At 49.3% G+C, this 24,812-nt stretch carries 21 protein-coding genes; 16 read left to right on the top strand and 5 right to left on the bottom strand.

Translation table 11 applies throughout. The features are described 5' to 3' along the window. Positions 1-104 precede the first annotated feature (104 nt). The 4 genes from gltS to AADH33_RS11185 form a co-directional block, all read right to left on the bottom strand. Complete coding sequence (gene gltS / locus AADH33_RS11200; RefSeq protein WP_100748866.1) at positions 105-1,379, bottom strand: sodium/glutamate symporter; 1,275 nt, start codon at positions 1,377-1,379, stop codon at positions 105-107. An 88-nt stretch (positions 1,380-1,467) separates the two neighbouring features. After that, positions 1,468-1,809, bottom strand: coding sequence for a barstar family protein (locus AADH33_RS11195; protein ID WP_348548923.1), 342 nt, complete (start codon positions 1,807-1,809; stop codon positions 1,468-1,470). 1 nt (position 1,810) lies between these two features. After that, a complete protein-coding gene (locus AADH33_RS11190) occupies positions 1,811-2,344 on the bottom strand; it encodes a ribonuclease domain-containing protein (protein WP_348548922.1) in 534 nt (177 codons plus the stop codon). A 554-nt stretch (positions 2,345-2,898) separates the two neighbouring features. After that, the gene (locus AADH33_RS11185) at positions 2,899-4,200 is read right to left on the bottom strand and encodes a glutamate-5-semialdehyde dehydrogenase (RefSeq protein WP_348548921.1); all 1,302 of its coding nucleotides are present in this window, start codon (positions 4,198-4,200) and stop codon (positions 2,899-2,901) included. 380 nt (positions 4,201-4,580) lie between these two features. Here AADH33_RS11185 and AADH33_RS11180 point away from each other — a divergent pair, with 380 nt between their 5' ends. The 10 genes from AADH33_RS11180 (at position 4,581) to AADH33_RS11135 (ending at position 16,302) form a co-directional block, all read left to right on the top strand. Then, positions 4,581-4,901: a hypothetical protein gene (locus AADH33_RS11180; RefSeq protein ID WP_348548920.1), complete on the top strand. Its 321-nt coding sequence runs from the start codon at positions 4,581-4,583 to the stop codon at positions 4,899-4,901. 329 nt (positions 4,902-5,230) lie between these two features. Beyond that, positions 5,231-6,028, top strand: coding sequence for an ABC transporter ATP-binding protein (locus AADH33_RS11175; RefSeq protein WP_105244772.1), 798 nt, complete (start codon positions 5,231-5,233; stop codon positions 6,026-6,028). A 381-nt stretch (positions 6,029-6,409) separates the two neighbouring features. Continuing rightward, a complete protein-coding gene (locus AADH33_RS11170; RefSeq protein ID WP_172953041.1) occupies positions 6,410-7,210 on the top strand; it encodes a transporter substrate-binding domain-containing protein in 801 nt (266 codons plus the stop codon). 106 nt (positions 7,211-7,316) lie between these two features. Then, entirely contained in the window at positions 7,317-8,252 is a 936-nt protein-coding gene (locus tag AADH33_RS11165; RefSeq protein ID WP_348548919.1) for a transporter substrate-binding domain-containing protein, read from the top strand. 101 nt (positions 8,253-8,353) lie between these two features. Next, a complete protein-coding gene (locus AADH33_RS11160; protein WP_348548918.1) occupies positions 8,354-9,262 on the top strand; it encodes an ABC transporter substrate-binding protein in 909 nt (302 codons plus the stop codon). A 487-nt stretch (positions 9,263-9,749) separates the two neighbouring features. Then, entirely contained in the window at positions 9,750-10,484 is a 735-nt protein-coding gene (locus tag AADH33_RS11155; protein ID WP_075101739.1) for an ABC transporter permease, read from the top strand. Positions 10,485-10,496: 12 nt separating this feature from the next. Beyond that, the gene (locus AADH33_RS11150; protein WP_075101738.1) at positions 10,497-11,222 is read left to right on the top strand and encodes an ABC transporter permease; all 726 of its coding nucleotides are present in this window, start codon (positions 10,497-10,499) and stop codon (positions 11,220-11,222) included. Between the two features lie 126 nt (positions 11,223-11,348). Further along, positions 11,349-11,999 carry a fumarylacetoacetate hydrolase family protein gene (locus tag AADH33_RS11145; protein ID WP_348549984.1) on the top strand — a complete coding sequence of 217 codons (651 nt, stop codon included), beginning with the start codon at positions 11,349-11,351 and terminating at the stop codon, positions 11,997-11,999. 346 nt (positions 12,000-12,345) lie between these two features. Continuing rightward, on the top strand, positions 12,346-14,547 hold the full coding sequence (locus AADH33_RS11140) for a PhoX family protein (protein ID WP_348548917.1): 2,202 nt from the start codon (positions 12,346-12,348) through the stop codon (positions 14,545-14,547). Between the two features lie 246 nt (positions 14,548-14,793). After that, positions 14,794-16,302 (top strand): alpha/beta fold hydrolase, encoded by a 1,509-nt coding sequence (locus AADH33_RS11135; protein ID WP_348548916.1) that lies wholly within the window; start codon positions 14,794-14,796, stop codon positions 16,300-16,302. Positions 16,303-16,413: 111 nt separating this feature from the next. On the opposite strand, the gene AADH33_RS11130 is transcribed toward AADH33_RS11135, so the two are convergent. Continuing rightward, complete coding sequence (locus tag AADH33_RS11130) at positions 16,414-17,385, bottom strand: Hsp33 family molecular chaperone HslO (RefSeq protein WP_348548915.1); 972 nt, start codon at positions 17,383-17,385, stop codon at positions 16,414-16,416. 317 nt (positions 17,386-17,702) lie between these two features. On the opposite strand from AADH33_RS11130, the gene AADH33_RS11125 reads away from it, so the two are divergent. The 6 genes from AADH33_RS11125 to AADH33_RS11100 all read left to right on the top strand — a co-directional run bounded on the left by AADH33_RS11125 (position 17,703) and on the right by AADH33_RS11100 (position 24,668). Further along, positions 17,703-18,692 carry a glutamate/aspartate ABC transporter substrate-binding protein gene (locus tag AADH33_RS11125; protein WP_348548914.1) on the top strand — a complete coding sequence of 330 codons (990 nt, stop codon included), beginning with the start codon at positions 17,703-17,705 and terminating at the stop codon, positions 18,690-18,692. Positions 18,693-18,779: 87 nt separating this feature from the next. Continuing rightward, a complete protein-coding gene (locus AADH33_RS11120) occupies positions 18,780-19,526 on the top strand; it encodes an amino acid ABC transporter permease (protein WP_075101980.1) in 747 nt (248 codons plus the stop codon). Beyond that, positions 19,523-20,194, top strand: a complete 672-nt coding sequence (locus AADH33_RS11115; protein ID WP_348548913.1) for an ABC transporter permease subunit — start codon at positions 19,523-19,525, stop codon at positions 20,192-20,194. Before AADH33_RS11120 ends, AADH33_RS11115 begins: the two co-directional genes overlap by 4 nt. Before the next feature lie 150 nt (positions 20,195-20,344). Then, a complete protein-coding gene (locus AADH33_RS11110) occupies positions 20,345-21,076 on the top strand; it encodes an amino acid ABC transporter ATP-binding protein (protein ID WP_100748976.1) in 732 nt (243 codons plus the stop codon). 228 nt (positions 21,077-21,304) lie between these two features. Continuing rightward, positions 21,305-22,609, top strand: a complete 1,305-nt coding sequence (locus AADH33_RS11105) for an FAD-dependent oxidoreductase (RefSeq protein WP_348548912.1) — start codon at positions 21,305-21,307, stop codon at positions 22,607-22,609. Positions 22,610-22,910: 301 nt separating this feature from the next. Further along, positions 22,911-24,668 (top strand): AMP-binding protein, encoded by a 1,758-nt coding sequence (locus AADH33_RS11100; protein ID WP_348548911.1) that lies wholly within the window; start codon positions 22,911-22,913, stop codon positions 24,666-24,668. The last annotated feature ends 144 nt before the right edge of the window (positions 24,669-24,812 follow it).

The raw sequence follows: 24,812 nt of genomic DNA, 5'->3' as shown, positions 1-24,812 counted from the left end.
TATATTAAACGTCCAAAAAAACCTCAAACGCCCAAAAAAGCCCCGATTATAAAAATAATCGAGGCTTATAAAGCGCAATTCAGGTTAACTTTTGATTAAATAGCTTACATAAACGGCAGTTTGATAAATATTTGTAATATCGTGGCGTTGACGATATCGACAAAGAACGCCCCAACCATCGGCACAATCAAAAACGCCTTAGGCGAAGGCAGGTAACGATCAGTGACCGCCTGCATGTTGGCAATCGCCGTCGGCGTCGCACCCATACCAAACCCGCAGTGCCCTGCTGATAACACCGCCGCGTCATAGTCTTTGCCCATGACCTTAAAGGTAATCAAGTAAACATAGATGATCATAATAGCGGTCTGCACCAATAGGATGATCAGCACAGGGCCTGCCAGATCAGTCAGCTGCCATAGCTTGAGAGACAATAGCGCCATGGCCAAAAACAAGCTCAAAGAGGCATTACCAAACACATCGATTGAGCGATCAAACATATCGAAGTTAAATAAAGTGGTGAGCACATTACGAATGATAACACCGCCTGCCAGCGCCCAAACGAAGGTAGGTAGCTCAAACCAAGTATCGGCGGCCAGCAGCGTCATCACATCGGCAAACGCCAAAGCGGCTGCAAATAGCGCCAACGTCTCAATGGTCGAGGAGGCGGTGATAAAACGCATACTGTCAGGTCTTTCAAAGATTTCTTTGTTGCTGTGTGCAGAGTCTTCATCATGTTTGGTGCTATATAGCGATTGCGCCCCAGCGACTTTTTCGATATCACTAGGGTTGGGATTGGCAGGGGTTGGCTTGAGACCGAGCCGCCGAATCAGGCGGCGCGCCACAGGGCCACCGATGATACCGCCTGCGACCAGACCATAAGTGGCCACTGCGATACCAAGCGTGGTCGCACCCACCACGCCATAGTCTTCTTCTAGCGTAATGCCCCAAGCGCCTGCGGTGCCATGTCCGCCCGTCAGAGCGATGGAACCTGTCACCAGCCCAAGCAGAGGATCGAGTCCCAACACGCTGGCCATAGCAACGCCCACGATGTCTTGTAGCACGATAAACACCGACACCACGATCGTAAAAATCAGCAGCGGTGTGCCACCAGCTTTTAGGCGACTAAAATCAGCACTGAGACCGATGGAGGCAAAAAACATCAGCATGGTCGCGGTTTGGAGTCCCTGATGAAAGTTGAAAGTATAGCCCCACACCATATTGAGAATATAGACCACGATTGCCGCGACCAAGCCGCCAGCCACTGGTTCTGGAATATTAAAGTCTTCTAAGAATTTAATCCTTTTGACCAAAAAGCGCCCCATTAGCAGCACTAAAGTGGCCAGTATCAGCGTGTAATAGCCGTTTAAGGTAATTTCCATACGTTAATCCTTTCTATAAAAATAAATTAACCTGAATTCGGGATAAATATGGCTTTATCTCGAATTCAGGTTTGGTGATGATTTTTGGTTAAGCGGAGTCTGTCGGCGGTGTTATGACCCACAGTTGCGGCTTGCCAAACTCTTTATAGGCGTCCTCAATGATGCGTTGAAACATCGAAAAGTCTTTAGTCGTTATGTCGGTTACCGTCGTCAAATCCAGCACCAGCTTGGTCACATCGCTGTCGGTCAAACAGTCCCAAGCGCTGTCCCAGTTGTACGAAAAATAACTGGGAAAGTGGCACGCTGCTGCCAGACTGCTCAGCAACGTGTGCTTGTTGAGTACGTCAGCGATAGGGATGACAGTTGCCTGCTGTAGCGCCCTATCGTGCTCGGCGCTGTCAGGATTGACATAGTAAATGGCTTGGCTCATGTTATTTTACTTCCAGTTTGCGAAAGCTATCGTAGTGGTCCACGGTCAGATAGTAGATGGTGGGCGGATGACCGCCTGTGACGATACGCCTAGCACCGCGGTGCGATATGCCGGGCATGGGCACAGTGTACTCACGGTAATAGCCTTGCGTCTGTATCGGTAGCCTGCCTTCACGGTTATAAAAAGTCGAGCCGTCTTTATGCGGATAAGGAAACGGCCCGCCTTGTCGAATCAGCGCGATGGTATGGTCTATTTGTGCGTCACCGGTGATAGGGTCGGCGCTGTTAGCTGGCCGCGATAGGGCAGCCGAATCGATACTCGGATCAGGCTCGGCGCTATCGCGATACTCGGTGACCGCAGCACCTTCAGAGCGATCGACCAATGCCCCAGTATTTATAGCAGCATTTATATCAGCGAAAAAATAAATCGCCGCGACAATCAGAGCCAACACACCAAATAACGTGGCACGTGGGCTGTTATTGTTTTGCTTGCCGCTTTGCATAAGGGCATCGTCCTTTAGGTCGTTGGAAGCCATTGACTACTCATCACATGATGGGACTACTTATCACATGATTGCTGATCTCAGCAAAGCCTATCGCATGATGGTTTGCGCCACAACCGATACGGACGTGAGCAAAACGTTATCAAAGGGTGGGTTTATATCGTAAGTTCGGCTCAAAATCAATACCTTGCTCATGGCGGATATCAAGGTAATAACGCGGTAAGAATATGCTAGGGCGTGTCCTCAATTCGATCGATAGTCATCTAAATGGGCTAAAAATGGCTAAATCTGGCCAAACGGTGTCAAATAGCTGACTAATATCTCGATATTATCTGCGCTATTTTCCTTGTTCGACGGCGATTTATCTCATTTTTATCGCCATTTTTAAAATGAGGACACACCCTAAATAGATAAAAGTTATTTTTTGTTTACTATCGCTGGCTGCTGAATGCCACACAGTAGCAATTTAATAAAAAACGCCAGCAACTTAGCTGACGTTTTTGGTGGATTATACGTTAAGTTAGGCGATGGATGATAGGTTTGCGTCCAATTCACCTTTGATAAGTGGTCGATAAATATGTGATAAGTTACGCGCGCGTCTCGCCGTGACCATAGACGATCCATTTTTGTGAGGTCAGGCCTTCGAGCCCTACAGGGCCGCGCGCGTGGATTTTGTCGGTTGAGATACCAATCTCAGCACCCAAGCCATACTCAAAACCATCGGCAAAACGGCTAGAAGCATTGATCATCACACTGGCCGAATCCACCTCACGGATAAAGCGCTGCGACTTGGTATAGTTGTCGGTGATGATAACGTCGGTATGATGGCTGCCATGGGTGTTGATATGTTCAATGGCCTCGTCGATACCAGATACCACCTTAACCGCCAAGATAGGGGCCAGATACTCGGTATCCCAGTCCTCGCTAGTGGCTGCTGATAGATGACCTTGCAAGGTCGCATTGTCATTTAAGATGGCTTGTGACTTATTATCAAGGCGCAGTTGCATGGCGTCATCCGCTTTTATGATGGCTTCGGCAATCTTTGGCAACAGCTCACTTGCGACATGCTCATCGACCAATAGTGTCTCCATGGTATTACAGGTGCCATAACGATGGGTCTTGGCATTGACACTGACTTTAATGGCCGTTTCGGCATCGGCATTGCTATCGATAAAGGTATGGCAGTTACCATCTAAGTGCTTGATGACCGGTACTTTGGCATCGCGGCTGATGCGCTCGATCAAGCCTTTGCCGCCGCGAGGTACGATGACATCGACGTAGTCTGTCATGGTGATCAGCTCACCGACTGCCGCGCGATCCGTTGTTTGTAAGACCTGCACACTGTGCTCAGATAGGCCGACCTTTTTTAGTCCTTGTAGGATACATTTGGCAAGTGCTTGATTGGACTCAAAAGCCTCAGAGCCACCGCGCAAGATGATGGCGTTACCTGATTTTAGCGCCAGTGAGGCGGCTTCTAAGGTGACGTTGGGGCGCGACTCATAAATCATACCGACCACACCGAGGGGGACGCGCATTTTGCCTAAATGAATACCAGAGGGGCGGTAGGTCATGTCAGTGACCTCACCGATAGGGTCAGGCAATGCCGCAACGTCTTTTAGGCCTTGTAGCATACCATCGAAGCGCGCGTCGTTTAGCTCAAGGCGATCTAGTAGCGCGGTGTCCAAGTCGTTTTTTTGACCGTTGTCCATATCGATTTTGTTGGCGGCCAAGATGTCTGATTTGGCGTTTTTGAGTACGTCATGAATCGCCATCAGCGCCGCGTTCTTATCGCCAGTATTGGCTGCCGCGAGGGCGCGTGAGGCGGCGCGCGCTTGCTTGCCGACCGTTTGCATATAAGTGGTAACGTCTGTGGTAGTGGTTTGAGTCATAAATATGTCCTTATGGTTATCAGTGTCTGACAGGGCGATCAATGCCATAAATAATAAAAGCGCCTAGCAAGGCAAAAGTTTAACAAATATAGAAGGTTAAATGCTCAGATGGCATTGTGCTATTTAACATAGAGGAGATTGCCTCGATAGTAAAGACGATTTTGTGAACAGCGCCCGCTTGACCGCATCTATTTGTCGACTTTCAGCGGTTTGCCATGGGCGCTTACATGACAGTTACCTGTTTTTAACACAATTGCGCTGTAACTACTAAGGTAGTCAAACGACATCATCAGTATAGTGAAGGGTCAAGTAGGGGCGGCCGAACGCCAATGCCCCTGTCAAATAAATCAATATACTCTGTACTAATGAGGAAGAATGACATGGCTATGCTCTATAAAATGGACAAAAAATGGCTAACCGTTGGATTGGTGGCGGCCGCCTTGACACTCAGCGCTTGTGGCAAAAAAGACGATGCGCCGATGGAGACCGAGCCTGCTGTCGACGCGCAAACCACAGTAGAGACCGAGGCGACGGGTGTTGCGACTGCAGAGTCTTCTGATGATGTGGCAGTGGCAAGTGCTGATACCAGTGTCGACGACGCAATGGCGGTAGGTGACAATGACGATGTCGCGGTGGCAACTGCTGACGATGCCGAAGTGCTGGATGGTACAGAGAGTTCAGAGCACATCTCGACTTATTAAGCGGTCTGACTAGACAAGATAATTAGACAAGAGGATTAGATGATAGGTGGTGCCTGATGTTTTTTGCAGATAAGTAGGCATCAAAGCAAGTAGGCGTCAAAGGCGATAAGATAACAGCACGCCGAGCCTGCTAAAGTGATAAAATAGCGCCCAGTGCTGTCGATGCAGACTGGGTTTTTTTATGTGGGTAAAGGGCGGCCAACGTGGTGCACGGGCCAAACGCTTAGGTACCTGACATAGATAATATTTGCCTTTTTGCTGCGGAATAAGAGACAATGGCACATTTTTATTCGTGTTTTCACTCATATTTATTGGAAGTCTGCTAAACCATGCTTGATACTGCAAAAAATCCGACTCGGCCTATCGCCTTAGATTTACAAGATATCCATAAAAGCTACGGCTCATTAGCAGTGCTAAAAGGGGTGTCGCTCACCGCCTATGATGGCGATGTTATCTCGATTTTGGGTTCGTCCGGCTCAGGAAAATCTACGTTGCTGCGCTGTATTAACCTATTAGAGAAGCCCAATCAAGGTCGTATATTCATCGGTGATGAAGAGCTGATGCTAAAGCCTGCCAAATCAGGCGAGCTACAAGCGGCAGATATCAAGCAGTTAGAAAGCTTGCGCGCGCGCGTGGGTTTTGTCTTTCAAAACTTTAACTTGTGGCCGCACAAGACCATTTTGCAAAACATCATCGAAGGCCCGACGCAGGTCCTAAAAATCAAAAAAGATCAAGCCATCAGTGATGCCGAAAAACTGCTCGACAAAGTAGGGCTGCTTGACAAAAAAGACGCCTATCCGGCCAATCTCTCTGGTGGTCAGCGTCAGCGTGTCGCCATCGCTCGCGCGCTTGCCATGCAGCCGCAAGTACTGCTGTTTGATGAGCCGACCTCGGCGCTCGATCCTGAGCTGGTCAATGAGGTGCTGGCGGTGATGCGCGAGCTGGCAGAAGAAGGGCGTACCATGCTCATTGTCACTCACGAAATGCGCTTTGCTCGCGAAGTCTCAAGTAAGGTGGTGTTTTTACACCAAGGCGTCATTGAGGAAATCGGCACGCCTGAGCAAGTATTTGACAATCCTACCTCTGAGCGCGTCAAGGACTTTATGTCCTCTCATCGCCAAAACTAGCCGCATGGCTGCTATGCACTGTATTACAAAACTAAAATAGCATTAAAAAATTAGGGCAGCGCGGCCGTTGCTGTCCTAAAGCGAGTTAACTAATTAACTAAGCCTGACAATCACCTCTATAATAAAATCTAACGCTTGGTCATGATTTTTAGTCATGGCTATGTGGTCATTAGCATTAATGGTTTATTTCTCAACAATAACAGTCCGTATGTAAAACGTTTGTTTTTGATATTTTACTCAGGTATTATCAGAAGGTTTATAGGCGGCCGTGCATGACGGTTGTCTGTCTATTCTGCTATCTATATTGCTTGTCTGGCAGGGACGTCAGAGAACAAAATATCAGAACCCTATATCAAAAACTCATCAGAATTTAAGGAATGTATGATGTCGAATTCTCGCCTATTATGGTCGTCGATGACCGTTACTGCAGCGTTGATGCTGAGCGCTTGTAGCCAACCAGCCAATGAAACTGCTGATACCAATGCTGACGCACCGGCAGCAGAAACTGCTGGCAAGACCATTCGTATCGCCACCGAGGGCGCTTACCCTCCTTTTAACTATACCAATGCCGATGGCAGCTTGGGCGGGTTTGATATCGATGTGGCCAATGCGCTATGCGAGCAAATGCAGGCGGATTGTGAAATCGTCGCTCAAGAATGGGACGGTATTATCCCAGGTCTATTGGCACAAAAATACGATGCGGTAATCGCAGGTATGTCTATCACCGCTGAGCGCCAAGAAAAAGTAGACTTTAGCGAGCCATACTTTGCCAACACCATGGTTTGGCTGACCAAAACCGATGGTAGCTTTGATCCGACCTCGGTCGAAAACCTCACGCTCGGTGGTCAGCGCTCGACCACGCCTGGCGCTTATCTACAAGATAACTACGAAGGCAAAGACGGCAACACCGTGCAGTTGTACGACAACTACGACAACGCTTATTTGGACCTAAAATCAGGCCGTAGCGATGCGGTATTGGCCGAGAAAGTCTCAGCCAAATCTTGGCTGGCAGACAATACCGAAGGCTTTGGTATTGTAGGCGATGAAATTGACAATGACGATAATATTGCCATTGCCGTGCGCAAAGGTGACTCACTCAAAGAAGACTTTAACAAAGCCCTGAGCGAAATCCGTAGCAACGGTGAATTGGCGCGTCTTGAGCAGATGAATTTTGGTCAATAAGCTGTCGGGTGTGTCAGCAAACGAATACTGACCCGCCTTATAAATAAACAGTAACCCATAAGTCATGAGTGACAAACGGCTGGTAAATATATTAAGGAATAACCCTATGACAATTTCAATGACTCGCTCTATGAGCAAAAAAGCCCTTTGGCTTGCGCCACTAAGCGCGGCCATGCTAATGCTGGCAGGCTGTAACAATAGCTCGGCACCAGCAGACAGCGCCGAGGCAGATGCAGCAGACGCCCCGTTAAACATCAAAATCGCCACCGAATCGAGCTACAAGCCTTTTAGCTATACCGATGCTGATGGCAAACTGATCGGCTATGAGATTGAACTGGTCGATGCCTTATGTGCGCAAATGAAAGCAGAATGTGAAGTCATCTCACAAGACTGGGATGGCTTGATCCCAGGTCTCAATGCACAAAAATTTGATGCCGCCATCGCGGGTATGTCTATCACCCCTGAGCGTAAAGAAGTGGTGGATTTTAGTGACCCTTACTTTCACAGCGGTATCATCTTGATCGGTAAAAAAGGCGATGACCTCGCTATCGATGCGCTAAAAGGCCAGCCGATTGCGTCTCAGCGCTCAACCGTTGCCTCACAGTATCTACAAGATGAGCACAGCGATGCGGATATCAAACTCTATGACACACAAGACAACGCATATCTAGACCTTACCTCAGGTCGCGTGCGCGGTATGATGTCTGATAAAGTGACAGGTATTGACTGGCTAAAAACAGAAGCTGGGCAAAACTACGAAGTCAAAGGCAATGAGATCAGCAGCGACGATGATGCGATGGGTATTGCTTTTCGTAAAGGCGATCCGCTAGTAGCGAAGTTTAACAAAGCCTTGTCTGAGCTAAAAGCCAACGGCACCTACGATCAAATCACGGGCAGTTATTTTGGTACCAGCTCAACCGCCGCTGCGCAAAAAGCCGTCGCCACAGAAGGTGTGGAAGAAGTGCTGGTCGTTGATGATGGCGATGTCGATGCCAATGCGGTCATCGCTGACCAAGAGCAAGCAGAAGCCGCAACGAACTAATCTTACCGCTCATCGCTATTTGGGCGCATAGGGTCATCTCTGTGACTGCTGGCGCAGGGTAGCGATGGGTATTGTTTTTATCACGACTCTCAAGGATGATCATGAATAATCGTTTTGACCAACGCCTCGCCGTCGCCACTGTACTTGCCAAAAGCTCTATCAGCGTCCGACATTGTTTAGCACCATTTATCGCGATAAGTGCGCTTGTTACGTTGGTCGGTTGTGGTACTGGTCAAAACGAAACCGCCTCTGATGACCCTCAAGACACAGCCGCCGCTGCCGTGACAGGTGAGGTACTGCGTATCGGTACCGAAGGTGCTTATGCGCCGTTCAACTATACCAATGCTGATGGCAGCCTTGGTGGATTTGATGTCGATATCGCCAATGCCATCTGCGCTGATATGCAGATGACGTGTGAGATCATGGCGCAAGACTGGGATGGTATCATTCCAGGACTCAAGGCAGGTAAGTACGATGCCATCGTCGCGGCGATGTCGGTCACGCCTGAGCGCGCCAAGCAGGTGGCATTTACCGAGCCATACTTTAGTAATGCGCTGGTGTTTTTGGCCAAAAAAGACAGCAGCTTTGATCCTACCAATAGCAGCGACATCAATGCGCACTCTATCGCCGCTCAGCGCTCGACCATCTCATCGCAGTGGCTGGAGAACGCCTATCCAAAGGCCGATATCAAGCTGTATGACACCTTGAGTAATGCCTTTTTGGATTTGGGCTCAGATCGCGTCGATGCTATGATCTCTGATAAACTGCCAGCGCTAGAGTGGCTTAGCTCGCCATCAGGTAGCAATTATGCGCTCAAAGGCGAGGAGATCGATATCAATGATAACTTTGCGATTGCCGTGCGTCCTAACGATGAAGCCTTGCAAGCCAAAATCAATCAGTCGCTGGCCAATCTCAAGGCCAATGGCACTTATGATAAAATCAATGAAAAATACTTTGCCGTGCCTACCAGTGCAGTGGCAACGCCAGCAGTAGATGACGCAGCGCAGTAAGCTTGTCGCCCCTGCTTGGTAAAACCACAGGTCTGCTGAGATATTCTATGGCGTGGTTGTCTTTATAAGATCATTATAAGGTTATTAGCTATTAATTAGTCAGCACAAGGACATTGCCATTGAATTGCCAGTGGCGATGTCTTTTTTGTTTTGGGCAGATCAGTGCTTTATGGCTGCAAAAAAAGGTCGACTTTTATCAAATCTATCTGATTTGTTTGCTATTTATCCTGATAAGTGTCTATTTAGGCAACGCTTTTACGTCTGAGTATTAACATAGCGGCGAGCGAATATGATAAAATCAGCGCTCATTTCTACTGTGTCAATTACCGTCGCCATAGTCGTATGAATATCACGTCACTCTATGACGCAAAAAACCGCCCGTCTATGCGGTTTTTTATACGACTATCAGCCGCGCTCAGCTATTGATGCTGATTCTTTTAACTCATATTTTGCAACTTGCTAATATAAAGAGACTGAGTGGATAATTGTGTTTGATTTACAAGGATTTGGCGCGCTTTTATTAAGCGGCGCTACCGTCACCATAAAGCTTGCGCTGACTAGCCTAGTCATCGGCATGGCTTTGGGCCTGCTCGGCGCGACAGCAAAGATGTCCAATATCTGGGTGCTGCGTAAGCTGGCGACTGTCTATACTGCCACGATGCGCGGCATACCTGAGCTGTTGTTGGTGCTGTTTATTTATTATGGCGGCTCCATACTGCTGATGAGCATCCTCAAAAAATTCGGCTATAACGATTATATCGAGATTAGCGCGTTTTGGGGCGGGGTCATGGCGCTCTCGATTGCCTTTGGTGCTTATGCCACCGAAATTTTTCGCATGTCGATTCAAGAGATTCCAGTCGGGCAACGCGAGGCCGCGCAAGCGATTGGTATGCGTCCGCTGCAGACTTTTTATCGTATCACCTTGCCGCAAGTGTGGCAGATTGCCTTGCCAGGTTTGGGCAATTTGTTTTTGGTATTGCTCAAAGACACAGCGCTGGTCTCGGTTGTGGGTCTCAAAGACATCATGTATCAGTCCTCGCGGGCCGCGCAGTCGACACAGCAGCCATTTACGTTTTATATGGCGGCGGCCATTATTTATTTGGGTCTGACCATGTTGATTACCGGTTTTATGATGTGGCTTGAGTGGCGTGCCAATCCAGCGGCGCGCTACGCCAAAAAAATCAGCCGTCAGTCAACACAACGTCAATCGACCATAGGGTAGAGGAGAGAGACTATGGATTGGAATTGGCAGGTCATCTTTGACCATATCCCTGATTTGATGGGTGGTGCGGTGCTGACCGTACAGTTGGTGGTGGTATCAGGTATCATCGGATTGTTTTTTGGTCTGATTTTAGCACTGCTACGCCTATCGAAAAATTGGGCAGTACAGGTATTACCGTTTTTATATATTTTCTTTTTCCGTGGTACGCCGCTGCTGGTACAGATATTTTTGATTTATTATGGTCTGGGTCAGTTTGAGGCCGTGCGCGACTCGTTTTTATGGGAGCCGGTGCTCAGTCAAGCTTACTGGTGTGCGATCATCGCCTTTACCATGAACACCAGTGCGTATTTGGCGGAGATCATTCGCGGTGCGATTCAGGCCATTCCCGTAGGCGAGCTAGAAGCTGCGGATGCGCTGGGTATGTCGAAGTGGCAAAAGCTGACCCGCGTGACACTACCGCGCGCCTTTGGTATCGTCATCCCTGCTTATAGTAATGAAGTCATCTTTATGCTAAAAGGTAGTGCGCTGGCCTCGACCATCGCTTTGATGGACATCACAGGGGTGGCGCGGACGATCAGTGCGCGAACCTATACCTTGATGGAGCTATTTTTTGCAGCAGGTGTCATTTATCTGCTATTGTCGTGGGTGATCTTGTTTAGCTTTAGAATGTTTGAAAAACGTATGAATCGCCATGCCAGCTATGTACCACCCGATGTGGCGACCAATACCATCCCTTAAGGATATCAGTCAGCATCGCTGCTTTTGATGTCTGTGAATAACTTGCTGTGAGAGCCGAGTATGAGTCAATCGCCCCATATGTCGCTGGTCAATGCCATCGCCGCCAATGCCAATAATGATGAGAGCATGACCGATGCCAATCAAAGCTTGCGTGCGCCGATTGGTAAAGTGGTTTGTGTCGGTCGCAATTACGCCGCGCATGCTCGCGAGCTGGGCAATGAGGTACCTACCTCGCCGATGCTGTTTATGAAGCCCGCCTCTTCGGTGGTGTCTATCCGCCAAGGCGTGGTCCGTCCAGATCCGGCAGTATTTGGTGACACGCACTATGAGACCGAGCTGTGTATCCAGCTGGCAACGGATTTATCTGCTGCGACGATGGAGGAAGCAAAGCAAGCCATCGGTGCGGTGACGGTGGGGCTGGATTTGACTTTGCGCGACTTGCAATCTGAGCTAAAAGCAAAAGGCCATCCATGGGAGCGCGCCAAATGCTTCGATGGTGCTTGTGTGCTGGCTGATTGGCTCGATCCCCAAGCGTTTGGCGACTTTCGCAATGTCGCCTATCAGCTGTATATCAATGATAGCCTCCAGCAAGACGGCGATAGCGCTTTGATGCTGTTTCCGGTGTATGAGCTGCTGGTCAATATCAGTCATGCCTTTAGCTTACAGGCAGGTGATGTGATTATGACGGGTACGCCAAGTGGTGTTGGGGTGCTGCATGCTGGTGATACGCTGACCCTAAAGCTTGGCGCGCATGAGTGGCAGGCAGAAGTACACTAGGACATTGCCTAGCTAGTGCGTACTTTATCTAATGAAATTGTCTAAAAAATCCCAAGTGATCGCTTGGGATTTTTTATTGGCGCTGTTTTTTATGAAAACGACTTTTGTGGGAGTGGTTTTTATAAGACTGTTTTAGGAAGCTATTTGATGAGCATGGTTGACGCTTATCTCTGTAACAACTTGGCAGCCTTTGGTGGGCCGCTGAATGATAGGTTTAGCAGTTATTGTCAACGTACTGTCATAAATGCTCGGTAGACTTGAGCGTAACTTATATCGTTGTGGTGGATTTGATAAAGCCGCAACCCATCCTTTACGCCACTCTAGCCAAATAGCAAGGTGACTGAACATGACGTTATTGAACAAACCGCTCGCTCATGAAGCCGTAGAAGACTCAAACACGAGCAATAATATCGAATTTCAAACCATCATCAATCGCCGTATGCATCGCCGCCATATCTTAAAAGGCGGTACAGGGCTGACGGCGGCAGCGTTTTTTGGGGCGCTGCCTTTGGTTGGCTGTAGTGACGACGATGACGACAGCATATCTCGCCTGCCCAGCGACGATGACCAAGCCGCCCTCCCAGCACAAGGGAGTCTCAAACGTCCCGATACCCTAAAATTCACTGCAGTGGCGCATTCGACAGCCGATACCATGAGTGTGGCGGAAGGCTATCAGGCAGAGATAATACTGCCACTAGGGACACCGCTGATGTCTGGTATCGCCGACTGGAAGGACAACCGTGAGCAGTCCGCTGAGTCGTTTGAGTGGCGCATGGGCGACAACCATGATGGCATGTGGTTTTTTGGCAAAAAAGGCAATAACTACGATGCCAAAGCCTCTAAAAACGGCCTGCTGGTCATGAACCATGAGTATGTCAATAGCAGCGAGCTTAGCCCATTTGGTTATCATGTCATCTCGGATAACAATGCGGCACCCATTTATCAAAACCGTCGTCTGGCCAGTGATGTGCGCCGCGAGGTCAACTGCCACGGGGTCGCTGTCGTTGAGATGACGCGCCGTGCCGATGGGATGGGTTATGAGATGGTCAAGGATTCAAAATACAACCGCCGTATCACCAGCAGTACGCCCGCCCAGCTGACGGGTCCTGTGGCAGGCTCTGATTTGGTCAAGACAAAGTTTGATCCAACAGGGTTTCAAACGCGCGGCATCAATAACAATTGCGGCGCAGGACTGTCGCCGTGGGGTACCTACCTGACGACAGAAGAAAATTTCTTGGGCGTATTTGCGCGTGGTCAAGACGCCGAGCAGCTAAGCGCAGGTCATAACTACGGGCGTGAGCGCTATGGGGCCGGCGAAAACTTCCCTGGCTGGGAGTATCTTTGGCATACGCCTTATGCCAAAGATGAAATCATAGCCGATGAGTTTGCCCGCTGGGATATGACCGCGACAGGCGCTGATGCTACTGAGGATTATCGCAATGGCTTTAATACCTTTGGCTACATCACTGAAATCGATCCTTTTGATCGGCACTCAGCACCACAAAAACGCACGGCACTCGGTCGTTTTGCACACGAAAACTGTGCGTATGCGCCCGTCGAGTCAGGTAAACCTGTGGTGTTTTATATGGGGGATGATGCGCGCGGCGAGTATATTTATAAGTTTGTCTCAAAGGCTCGATGGTCCAATGCAGATATCGGCGGCGGCCTAAAAGCTGGCGACAAATACCTAAATGAAGGCACGCTGTATGTGGCGGTGTTTCACGAAGACGGTCGCGGCGAGTGGCGGCCACTGGTCCATGGACAAAATGGACTTGATGCGACCAATGCTGAGCTGCCCTTTGCTGGGCAAGATGAGGTGTTGGTCTTTGCGCGCGCTGCTGCCGATGCCTTGGGTGCGACCAAGATGGATCGTCCAGAGTGGGTATCGGTGAGCCCCATGACAGGCGAGGTGTATGTGACCTTGACCAACAACAAATATCGCGGCGAGCGTGAGGATCAGCCTCTCTCAGCAGCCAACCCGCGCAGCTACGAGGCGCGTGGCAAATCGCGCGGAAATGATAATGGTCATATCATTCGCTGGGCCGAAGCAGGCGGTGACCATGCGGCGACTCGCTTTGAGTGGGATATTTACTTATTTGCCGCGCCCAGTGAGCTGGCGGCAGAGAACTTATCGCAATTAAACAAAAACAATGACTTGTCATCGCCTGATGGCCTGTACTTTGATCCGCGCGGGGTATTATGGATTCAGACCGATGATGGCGCGTATACCGATACCAGCAGTTGTATGCTATTGGCCGCGTTGCCTGGTCAGGTCAATGATGGCGCGCCGACCACCACATCTGCAGGCCAGCAAACCCGCGTCGGAATGACTGCTAGTGATGACAATATCAAACGTTTTTTTGTCGGTCCTGAAGGCTGTGAGGTGACAGGCATCACCATGACGCCAGATTTTAAAACGTTATTTATCAACATTCAGCATCCTGGCAACACATGGGGCGCGGTGGCTGGAGGTAGTACGCCGCGCTCGGCCACCGTGATGATTACTCGCGAAGATGGCGATGTCATATTGGCAGAATCCTTTACTTAGAGCGCTTGGATGACTCGGCTACGATAGTGAAATGGCTGCGATGGTAAAACGGCGGCACGGTGATTACAGATACGGATAGTGATGTTAGCTAAAACCGCAAGCGCTGGCTTGGGGTTTTTTTGCTGTAAGTAGCGGCAGATGTCACGATTTTTTATCGTAAAGCGGCTACCGGTTACATCATTTTTTTCTATTTCAAGCATTTACAGGCTAGTATATAACTATCTTTTGACCAAATGTGTCCATTTTATGAACGCACTAACGAGTAACACTATGGACAGTGTAGAGATTATTTATAAAGACAGCTTGAGGCCTGATAGCTCAGATGAAGCAGGTCATGAGCTGGCCGCGCATTTTGCCTCAGAGACTGCTACTGCAGACCACACAGTAGCGCCGCATCGCGACCTGTATGAGCAAATCGATCAGCTAGCCGCCATCGATATCGATGAAATCATCAAACTGCAAGCCGATGATGCCAATGCCGTGACGACACATCCTGTGCTGTATGCCGACTTTTTTGAAGGGCTTGCGCAGCTGGCGACGATGGGCGTGGTGGAGGTGACAGAGATTGTGGAAGCCATTCACCGCGAGGTGATTTTACGCCCTTTGGGACGGTTTAATGAAAACCACCTTAACAATTGGCAACGGGGTATCACGGGGCGTATATATGGCACCATACGCCAAGTCATGCTACTGGTGGGCAACAATCTGGCCGCGGTGCTGCGTATCTATAAAACCATGATGCGCCAAAAAAACACTCAGCCGTTGCCCGACACCCTAAAAAAACTGGTCAATGTGCTAAACGGCGTGATGGGTGATCATCTGGTCAATCATAAAAACGCGCTTGCCATACCGATGCAGCTCTATGATGGTAATGGTGATACGCAGTTAGCGCCGCTCTCAGGGCGAGTGGTGATCTTATGTCATGGCTTATGTATGAGTCATCTTAGCTGGCAATCTGCAGAAGGCAATCATCTGGGGGAGGCCATCGCACGCAGTCAGCCCGAAGCGACAGTACTGTACCTTGATTATAATACGGGGCGGCGTATCTCGCGCAGTGGCCGTAAGCTGTGCCAGCTACTACAAGACTTGATCGAGCAGCATCCCAATATCGGTCAGATCGATCTGGTCGGTCACAGTATGGGCGGCTTGGTCGCTCGCAGTGCGCTGTTTTATGGCGAGCAAGACCATCTGGCTTGGGTCAAGCGGGCCGGCAATCTCATCACCCTCGGCTCACCGCACCATGGCGCGGTGCTAGAGCGTATCGGTCATCATGTACAAGACATCATCGCCAAGCTGCCGTTTGCAGGCTCGCTTGCCAAGTTGGGCGAGATGCGCAGCGCGGGTATCATTGATCTGCGTCACGGTAGTATTCGCGATGCAGACTGGCGGGCGCTGGAGGGCCGTAGTGTGCTGCCGCAAGACTTTCGGCATCCTGCGCGCTTGCCAAGTGGTATAAAGACGTATTTTGTCGCCAGTGCATTGGTCGAGACCCATTATGACTCGAAGATGACACACCTGCTGGGCGATGGTCTGGTCTCTGTCGCCTCAGCGCTTGGAGAAGATGATGCCGAACATGCTTTGTTTGTCCCTGATGGGCATAAAGCACTATTTTATGGCGTCAGTCATATGAATCTGATTCATAGTAGACGGGTGCGCGAGCAAGTAGTGGCGTGGCTGTTAGATAATGGCCGCAGTGACTACGCTGAGCAGCCGCGGATATATTCTTATCCCAAAAGTCTGGGACTGATGGTATAAAGGCAGGTTAAGCTAGATTGCCTTTGCTAAGCACAGCATCATAAAAAAAGGCCCTCACGCTTTATGTTGAGGGCCTTTTCTTTTACTGAGAAATGTTTTACTAGATACCGCCTATTTAGCAAAGATAGCGGTCACATCGTCTTTATCAAACGGATAGATCTCACCGCAAAAACCGCAGTCCATCTCAAACGTCCCGCCTTGCTCTTCGACGATATCTAACGCTTCTGCTTCACCGATTTGCTCGATGGCCATCTCGCATTTTTCGCGTGAGCAAGTACAGCCAAATGATAACGCCACAGGCTCAGGTGCCACGATATTTTCTTCATGATACAAGCGGTATAAAATCTCGCTGGTATCGAGTGTGGTCAGCTCTTCTGCTTTTAGCGTACGCGTAAGGACGCTTAAGCGCGGCCATAGGTCATCATCGATGCCGGCGTCTTGGTTTTGCTCGACTTCGTAGGTTTCCTCAGCGGTACGTGGCAACATTTGTACCAAGATACCCCCAGCTTGTAGACCGTCTGATGCTAAGTTGATTAGCGTTGGAATCTGCGCGGACTGTTTTTGGTAGTGCGCCAAGCAGTCTGCCAAATTGTCATGACTACGCTCGACGATACCTTGGTAAGAGTCGCCGCCGTCAGGCTGGATATTGATAAACAATACGCCTTGACCCATCGCGCCAAGCTCGGCAAAAGCGTCTTTGGCTGTGATCATGCTCTCCCACGCTTGCACTTGCGCGTCGGTGTCGGCCTTCCAGCTGGCAAGCGCGCGGATGATGCCGTCTTGGTCACACTCCGCCATTGCCCAATTGAGCAGGCTCTCAGGGTCTGAGGACTGCAGCTGGATAGACAGACGGCCGTTGATTTTGACCGTACTGATCAGCAAACTTGCCGCCGTCATCATCTCGCCCAATAAGCGTTTGATCGCTTCAGGATAGGGCTTTTGGGCAATCGTGGTCGCATAGCTGCGCGATAGACGCACCACATCACCGCGTACAGGCGAGTCTTCAATAAAAAAACGCTGGCGAATGTCGTTGTAGCTGGTGGTTTGGGTGTCAGTATTTGGTGCTTGAGTATCTTGAGTCATAACTGGCTTATGTGATTGAGAAGTTGCTAACTTTATGGGGATTGTTGCGTATTTATCAATCTTATCAATTACCCTTGATGGCCGTCGCGGGTTAGATGGGTAATCGCCAAAGACCATCATTCTATATTTTGCACAAAAAAGTTTATCGCCCGTTGCAATTTTGTTGTACAGTAACATTAAGTTGCATTGTGATAAACAATAGCAATAACGACAAGGGTGCATGACAACCAGTCAGTCGATAGGGGGTGATTTATAAACCCATTATCGTCCAAGCACTCGTTTAATTTAGTGATAATGTGATAAAAAGGATGTATCTCATGAGCTATCTATCTTCCAAATCTCTCTCTAAGAGCTTGACCCTAGCGGCCTTTATGGCGTTTGGCCTCGCTGGGTGTAATAACAGCAACCAAGCGACCAGTGAGACAGCGCCTGCCGATGAGACGGGTACCGCGACCAGTGCAGTAAACGGCACGCTACAAAAAATCAAAGACTCAGGCACCATCGTGGTCGGTCACCGTGACTCTTCTATTCCTTTTTCTTATATCGCGGACGACCCAAATCAGCCGATAGGCTATGCCCACGACCTAGAGATGAAAGTCGTCGAGGCCGTCAAACAAAGGCTCAATATGCCTGATCTTAATGTCCGCTATAACCTTATTACCTCGCAGACGCGTATTCCTTTGGTACAAAACGGTACTGTGGACTTTGAGTGTGGCTCAACCACCAACAACGAAGAGCGCCAAAAGCAAGTGGCCTTCTCCAATGGTTTTTTTGAGATTGGGACGCGTCTGTTGACCAAAAAAGACTCCGGTATCAATGACTTTGCCGACTTAAAAGGCAAGACGCTAGTCACCACCGCTGGCACGACATCAGAGCGCTATATCCGTCAATATAATGACGACAATCAGATGGACACCAACATCATCTCAGCAAAAGATCATGGCGAGGCGTTCTTGATGTTAGAAAACGGCCGCGCTGACGCTTTTATGATGGATGATGTGCTGCTCGCTGGTGAAAAAGCCAAAGCCAAAAACCCAGATGAATGGGTCATCGTCGGTGAGCCGCAATCGTTTGAGATCTATGGCTGTATGATGCGTAAAGACGACCCTGAGTTTAAAGCGGTGGTCGATGAAGCCTTGGCCAATGTCTTTAGCTCAGGCGAGATCAATAGCATCTATGATAAGTGGTTTTTGAACCCAATTCCGCCAAAAAACGTCAATCTCAACTTTGAGATGTCTGACAACCTAAAGGCACTGATTGCCAACCCGCACGATGGTGCGCAGCCAAAAGCGGCGCCAGCACAGTAATCGTTGTCCCAAACCCTAGCTGGCCTATGCGTATGTCATGTGTTGTTTGACGCATAGGCTTTTTTATCGCTGCTTGGAGAGACAACCATGAATTATAGCTGGAACTGGGGTGTGCTGTTTGAGCAGACCGGTATCGGTAGCGAGCTGTATATCCATTGGATGATTACCGGTCTTGGCTGGCTGCTACTGATTGGCAGTATCGCTTGGGCCATCGCCATGATCGTCGGCACCATCTTAGGTATCATGCGCACGCTGCCGAGCAAGACGGCGCGAGCGATTGGTACCGCTTACGTGACGTTTTTTCGTAATATACCATTACTCGTACAGCTGTTTTTTTGGTTTTATATCGCCCCTGGTTGGCTGACACCGACGATACAAGAATGGTGGTATAAAGACCTGTCGCCCAATACCTCTGCCATGCTCTCGGCGAGTATCGGTTTGGGGCTGTTTACCGCCGCCCGTATCGTCGAGCAGGTGCGCACGGGTATCGAGTCGCTACCAGATGGCCAAGTCAACGCCGCCTATGCGCTTGGCTTTAGCATCCCGCAAGTCTACAAAGAAGTCCTACTGCCGCAAGCCTTTCGTATCATCTTGCCGCCGCTCAGCTCTGAGCTGACCAACTGCTTTAAAAACGCCTCAGTCGCTTCGCTCGTTGGGGTGATGGAGCTGATTAGCCAAACCAAAACCATCAGTGAATACACGCAAAACAGCATTGAGATCTATACCTACGCGACGATTATCTACTTGGTATTTAACTTGTCCTTAATCGCGATAATGGGACTAATCGAGCGCAAGCTGCGCGTGCCTGGGCTGATTGCAGGAGGTCAAAAATGAATATGATGACTGAGCTTGCCACCGCCTATCCCGGGTTGATGGGCGGCATGCTGACCACGCTTAAGGTGTTGTTTTTGGCGATTTTGGGCGGTATCAGTTTGGGGACGGTACTGGCGCTGATGCGTTTATCGGGTATCAAAGTGCTTGAGATACCAGCAAAACTGTATGTGAATTATTTTCGCTCAGTGCCCTTGCTGCTGGTGCTTTTGTGGTTTTATTTTGCTGTACCGATGATTTATTTTTGGATCGCGGGTAAGTATCTACAGCTCGATGCGGCGTTTGCCTCTTGTGTGGTGGCCTTTATGATGTTTGAGGCGGCGTATTTTTCCGAGGTGGTGCGTGCTGGCATTCAATCGATCGGCAGCGGGCAGGTCAATGCCGCCAAAGCGCTGGGCATGACTTATGGGCAGACCATGCGTTTGGTTATCTTGCCGCAAGCCTTTCGCAAAATGCTGCCGCTGATTTTGCAGCAGTGTATTATTTTATTCCAAGATACGACGTTGGTGTTTGCCATTGGTTTGACGGATTTTTTCCGCGCAGCCTACGTGCGCGGTGAGCTGATGGGGCTTCTGACGCCTTATATCTTGGGCGCTGGTGCGGTTTATTTTGTCATTAGCTTAAGTGCGTCTATGGGCGTGCAGCAGCTACAAAAGCGTTTGAGGTTCTGACACACCCTAAACTGCGCGGTCGCGGTTGACGAAATTTTTAAACAATGATTACTAAGATAATGTGGTTAGGAGCTAGTAATGAACAATGCTGATACATATGTAAATGCCTTTGGCGGGCTGGTCACCAATAATGGTCATGCCAGTGATGAGATGGTCATTGAGATGGCAAATGTCAGTAAGTGGTATGGCGACTTTCAAGTGCTGACTGACTGCACCGCCCATGTGCATAAAGGCGATGTCGTCGTGGTTTGCGGGCCATCGGGTAGTGGCAAGTCAACGCTGATTAAGACGGTCAACGGGCTTGAGCCTTTTCAACAAGGCGAGATTATGGTCAATGGTGTCTCTGTTGGCGCGGCCAAAACCAACTTGCCCAAGCTACGTAGCCGTGTCGGTATGGTGTTTCAGCATTTTGAGTTGTTTCCGCATTTGACCATTATCGACAATTTAACCGTCGCGCAAATCAAGGTGCTGGGCCGTAAAGAGTCTGAGGCTAAACAAAAAGCCATGGCTTATCTAGATCGCGTGGGGCTGAGTGCGCAGGCACCAAAATATCCTGCTGAGCTATCAGGCGGTCAGCAGCAGCGCGTGGCGATTGCCCGTGCATTGGCGATGGACCCTGTGGCGATGCTGTTTGATGAGCCAACCTCGGCGCTTGATCCTGAGATGATTCAAGAGGTGCTTGATGTGATGGTCGAGCTGACTCGCGATGGCATGACCATGATGTGTGTGACCCATGAGATGGGCTTTGCCAGTCAGGTCGCCAATCGCATTATTTTCATGGATGAAGGTCATATCGTCGAAAATTGTAGCAAAGATGAGTTTTTTGAAGGGGCAAAAAGTGAGCGCGCCCAGCTGTTTTTGTCCAAGATTTTAAATCATTAATAGCAAGGTTTTTGCTGCTACTTTAGCGCCTTGATGTAGAGACTGTTCAATGAGCCCTAAGCATTTGCCAAAAAGCGTCTATGAATTTAGGCGCTTTTTTTTGGTTTTTTTGGCTATAACGATCCAGTAGCGGGGGATAAGCAAGTAGATGAGTGCATGACTGTTTACTGCTACAATAGCGCTCAAGATACCGACAATGAAAAGTTTATACATTATATTGGAGCTATTATGAGCATAGAAAATGCCGAGACCCTAGCAAATTCAACAAACCCCGCCAATGCTGAAAACCCTTTACATACTGAAAACCCCGCACCAGCGAAAAACCATGCGTCAGCGGAAAACAAGGGCATCGTCATCGTTGGTGCTGGCTTGGCAGGTTGGCACGTCATCGATGCCATTCGAGCAAAAGACAAAGACATCGCCATCACTCTCATCACAGCGGATAGTGGCGATCGTTACCATAAGCCAATGCTGACAATGGCTATTAGTCAAAACAAGCGGGCGGCAGATTTGGTACGTGCAACTGGCGCTGATGCTGCCAAAGCGGCAAACGTCAATCTGCTGGCCAACACGCAGGTCACGGATGTTGACGCCACTACGCAGCAGTTGCAGATGGTCTCTGCCCTGCGCTCTGACCCTGTTTATACCAACTATGCCACCATCAGCTATGACAAGTTGGTACTGGCGATGGGCGCGCAGCCGATTTTTCCAAAGAGCCTGCCGGAGGACTTGGTGTGGCATGTCAATCATATTGAGCGCTTTGGGCAGCTACAAGAAAAGCTGGCAGCAGGCAGTCAGCATGTCGCCATCGTTGGCGCTGGTATGGTGGGGACAGAAATCGCCGAAGATTTACTCAAAGCGGGACATGAAGTCACCTTGATTGATTTAAATGATGCGCCTTTATCACAAATGCTACCAGCAAAAGCGGCCGCTCGTATCGCGGCAGCGGTCCAGTCCCAAGGTATTCACTTTTTGGGTGGTTATCAAGTATCGGGTGTCACGCGTCAGGAGGACGGCAAGCTACAAGTCCGCTATGCGCCAGTGGCAGACAGTGCTGGCAGCGCGGCCGCTCAGTCATACGAGCATTTGGTCGTCGATCATGTGATTGCCAGTACTGGCCTCACGGTCGATGCCAGACTGCCCACTGCGGCAGGGGTAGAGTTTGATCACCGGACTGGTATCGTGGTGGATGCCACCACCTTACGTACGCAAGCGTCAAATATCTATGCCATCGGTGATTGTATGTCTATCAATGGCGTTGCCTGCCGTTATGTTGCCCCGCTGCGTGCGCAGGCGGCGACCATTGCCGATGATATCTTAGGGATGGCACATGACGGCTATGATCATAAACCGCCAATGATTCGCCTAAAAAATAAAGCCATCTCTGTCATGGCCACTGGCGTACCACAAGCGACAGGCAATTGGCAGGTAAAGACTGACACGGATGACGAATTAATCATGGAATTGCTAGATGATAACCATGACGTCAGTGCGACAGTAACGATTAAAGCGCCGCCAATGGTTAAATCTTAATCAACGTTTAATCGCTGTAAGTTTAACTTTTAGCTTTCATTTTTAATTTTTCTCAAAAGCCAGCTGTGTAACAAATACTAGCTGGCTTTTTTGCCGACAATAATCGCGGATTTTTATGCTATCTTTTACTGGGCTAATATTTTTAGCAGTTAATTTAAATGATACATAATGTATTACTATTATTGACAGTTTCGTTTTAGGCGGTATAGTAGTGAATCATATATGATAGATACTCAAGGAAGAAAAATTGGCCCACGGGCGGTTTTTGAGTAGAATAAAAAGCACAACGAAAGGACTCGTTATGACGCAACCTACTGCATTTGACCACATATTAAGCAACATCCCTACCGTAAATATGGGCGCGCGCTCAGCGAATGCGCCACTGACCCAAAGCTATGACAAAGGCCCTGATGTGCCGCTGATTGAGGCGACCATCGGCGACTTTTTTGACGCCATTGTTTCCAAATATCCAGAGCGTGAAGCGCTGGTTGTCTGTCATCAAAACATCCGCTGGACGTACCGCGAATTGCAGCAACATGTCAATCAGCTGGCCAGCAGTATGATCGAGATGGGGCTTGAGATTGGCGATCGCATTGGTATCTGGTCGCACAACAACGCCGAATGGCTACTTATGCAGCTTGCCACGGCCAAAGTCGGCGTGATCCTCGTCAATATCAACCCGGCCTATCGTACTTTTGAGCTGCAATATGCGCTCAATAAACTCGGCTGCTCAGCACTCGTACTCATGCGCCATTTTAAAAGCAGCGACTACGCTGGCCTTATCCGTGAGCTGTGCCCTGAGATTTATCATAAAGACTACACCCAGCTGGATTTGGTCGAGATTCCCACCATCGAACGTATCATTTGGATTGATGAGCCAGACTCTGACGAAGCGTTTGGGTTTATGCAAAAATTCTCTGACTGGATGGCGGAAGGCGATGCCAACGATCCGCGCGTGGCCGAGCGTCAAGCACAGCTAAAAAACACTGACGCTATTAACGTTCAGTTCACCAGTGGCACAACTGGTACGCCAAAAGGCGCGACCTTAAGCCATCGCAATATCCTCAATAATGGCTACTTCATCGGTGAGGCGATGAACCTTACCTTCGAGGATAGACTGTGTATTCCGGTGCCGCTATATCACTGTTTTGGTATGGTGCTCGGCAATTTGGCCATCTTGACGCATGGTGGTTGTATCGTCTATCCAAACGATGGTTTTGAGCCGTTATCAGTCCTACAAGCAGTCGAAGAAGAAAAATGTACGGGGCTGCATGGCGTACCGACGATGTTTATCGCCGAGCTTGATCATCCTGAGTTTGAAAACTTTGATTTATCGACCCTGCGTACAGGCATTATGGCCGGCTCTAGCTGCCCGATTGAGGTCATGCGCCGTGTCATTGATAAGATGCATATGAAAGAGGTGACCATCGCTTATGGCATGACCGAGACTAGCCCGGTTTCTTGCCAGACCAACGAGCACACACCGCTTGAGAAGCAAGTCTCGACCGTTGGCTTGGTACAGCCTGCACTTGAGGTAAAAGTCGTCGATACCGAGACGGGTGAGATTGTGCCGTTAGGGGAGACAGGAGAGCTGCTCACACGCGGCTACTCGGTGATGAAAGGCTATTGGGGCAGCCGCTTTAAGACCCGTGAAGCGATCCAAGACGGCTGGATGCATACTGGCGATTTGGCTACCATGGATGAGGACGGCTATGTCAAAATCGTCGGCCGTAGTAAAGACATGGTCATCCGCGGCGGCGAAAACATCTATCCGGTTGAGATTGAGAACTACTTATATCGCCATCCCAAGATTCGCGATGTACAAATCGTTGGCGTACCAGATAAGCGGTATGGTGAAGTGCTGGCCGCTTGGATTATTCCCAAAGAGCCGGGCTGCTTGAGTGAAGACGACGTGCGCCAGTTTTGTAGTGAGCACATTGCTCATTATAAGGTACCGACTTATTATCGGTTTGTTGAAGAGTATCCGATGACCATCACCGGTAAAATTCAAAAGTATAAGATTATCGAGCAGATGAAAGCAGAGCTGGGTTTAGACTAAGCGCACTTCTCGGGTACAAAACATCCACGACACCGGTGAGTGATACAAAAGACAAATGGCTACCAATCTATCGGCTAGCAGTCGTATAACTAGCAGTCGTATAACTAGCAGTCGTATAACTAGCAGTCGTATAACCAGCAGTCA

This window comes from Psychrobacter sp. KFRI-CH2-11, assembly GCF_038239325.1.
In the GTDB taxonomy this organism is placed as follows: domain Bacteria; phylum Pseudomonadota; class Gammaproteobacteria; order Pseudomonadales; family Moraxellaceae; genus Psychrobacter; species Psychrobacter celer.
Note: the sequence above shows the minus strand (reverse complement) of the source record. Positions and strands in the feature narration are given on the sequence as shown.

Coding starts and splice junctions, on each gene's coding strand:
- AADH33_RS11105 (WP_348548912.1), top strand. CDS start 21,305: ATGAGCATAGAAAATGCCGAGACCCTAGCAAATTCAACAAACCCCGCC.
- AADH33_RS11110 (WP_100748976.1), top strand. CDS start 20,345: ATGGTCATTGAGATGGCAAATGTCAGTAAGTGGTATGGCGACTTTCAA.
- AADH33_RS11125 (WP_348548914.1), top strand. CDS start 17,703: ATGAGCTATCTATCTTCCAAATCTCTCTCTAAGAGCTTGACCCTAGCG.
- AADH33_RS11185 (WP_348548921.1), bottom strand. CDS start 4,200: ATGACTCAAACCACTACCACAGACGTTACCACTTATATGCAAACGGTC.
- AADH33_RS11165 (WP_348548919.1), top strand. CDS start 7,317: ATGACAATTTCAATGACTCGCTCTATGAGCAAAAAAGCCCTTTGGCTT.
- AADH33_RS11130 (WP_348548915.1), bottom strand. CDS start 17,385: ATGACTCAAGATACTCAAGCACCAAATACTGACACCCAAACCACCAGC.
- AADH33_RS11190 (WP_348548922.1), bottom strand. CDS start 2,344: ATGGCTTCCAACGACCTAAAGGACGATGCCCTTATGCAAAGCGGCAAG.
- AADH33_RS11140 (WP_348548917.1), top strand. CDS start 12,346: ATGACGTTATTGAACAAACCGCTCGCTCATGAAGCCGTAGAAGACTCA.
- AADH33_RS11115 (WP_348548913.1), top strand. CDS start 19,523: ATGAATATGATGACTGAGCTTGCCACCGCCTATCCCGGGTTGATGGGC.
- AADH33_RS11100 (WP_348548911.1), top strand. CDS start 22,911: ATGACGCAACCTACTGCATTTGACCACATATTAAGCAACATCCCTACC.
- AADH33_RS11160 (WP_348548918.1), top strand. CDS start 8,354: ATGAATAATCGTTTTGACCAACGCCTCGCCGTCGCCACTGTACTTGCC.
- AADH33_RS11170 (WP_172953041.1), top strand. CDS start 6,410: ATGATGTCGAATTCTCGCCTATTATGGTCGTCGATGACCGTTACTGCA.
- AADH33_RS11135 (WP_348548916.1), top strand. CDS start 14,794: ATGAACGCACTAACGAGTAACACTATGGACAGTGTAGAGATTATTTAT.
- AADH33_RS11180 (WP_348548920.1), top strand. CDS start 4,581: ATGGCTATGCTCTATAAAATGGACAAAAAATGGCTAACCGTTGGATTG.
- AADH33_RS11175 (WP_105244772.1), top strand. CDS start 5,231: ATGCTTGATACTGCAAAAAATCCGACTCGGCCTATCGCCTTAGATTTA.
- gltS (WP_100748866.1), bottom strand. CDS start 1,379: ATGGAAATTACCTTAAACGGCTATTACACGCTGATACTGGCCACTTTA.
- AADH33_RS11150 (WP_075101738.1), top strand. CDS start 10,497: ATGGATTGGAATTGGCAGGTCATCTTTGACCATATCCCTGATTTGATG.
- AADH33_RS11120 (WP_075101980.1), top strand. CDS start 18,780: ATGAATTATAGCTGGAACTGGGGTGTGCTGTTTGAGCAGACCGGTATC.
- AADH33_RS11145 (WP_348549984.1), top strand. CDS start 11,349: ATGACCGATGCCAATCAAAGCTTGCGTGCGCCGATTGGTAAAGTGGTT.
- AADH33_RS11195 (WP_348548923.1), bottom strand. CDS start 1,809: ATGAGCCAAGCCATTTACTATGTCAATCCTGACAGCGCCGAGCACGAT.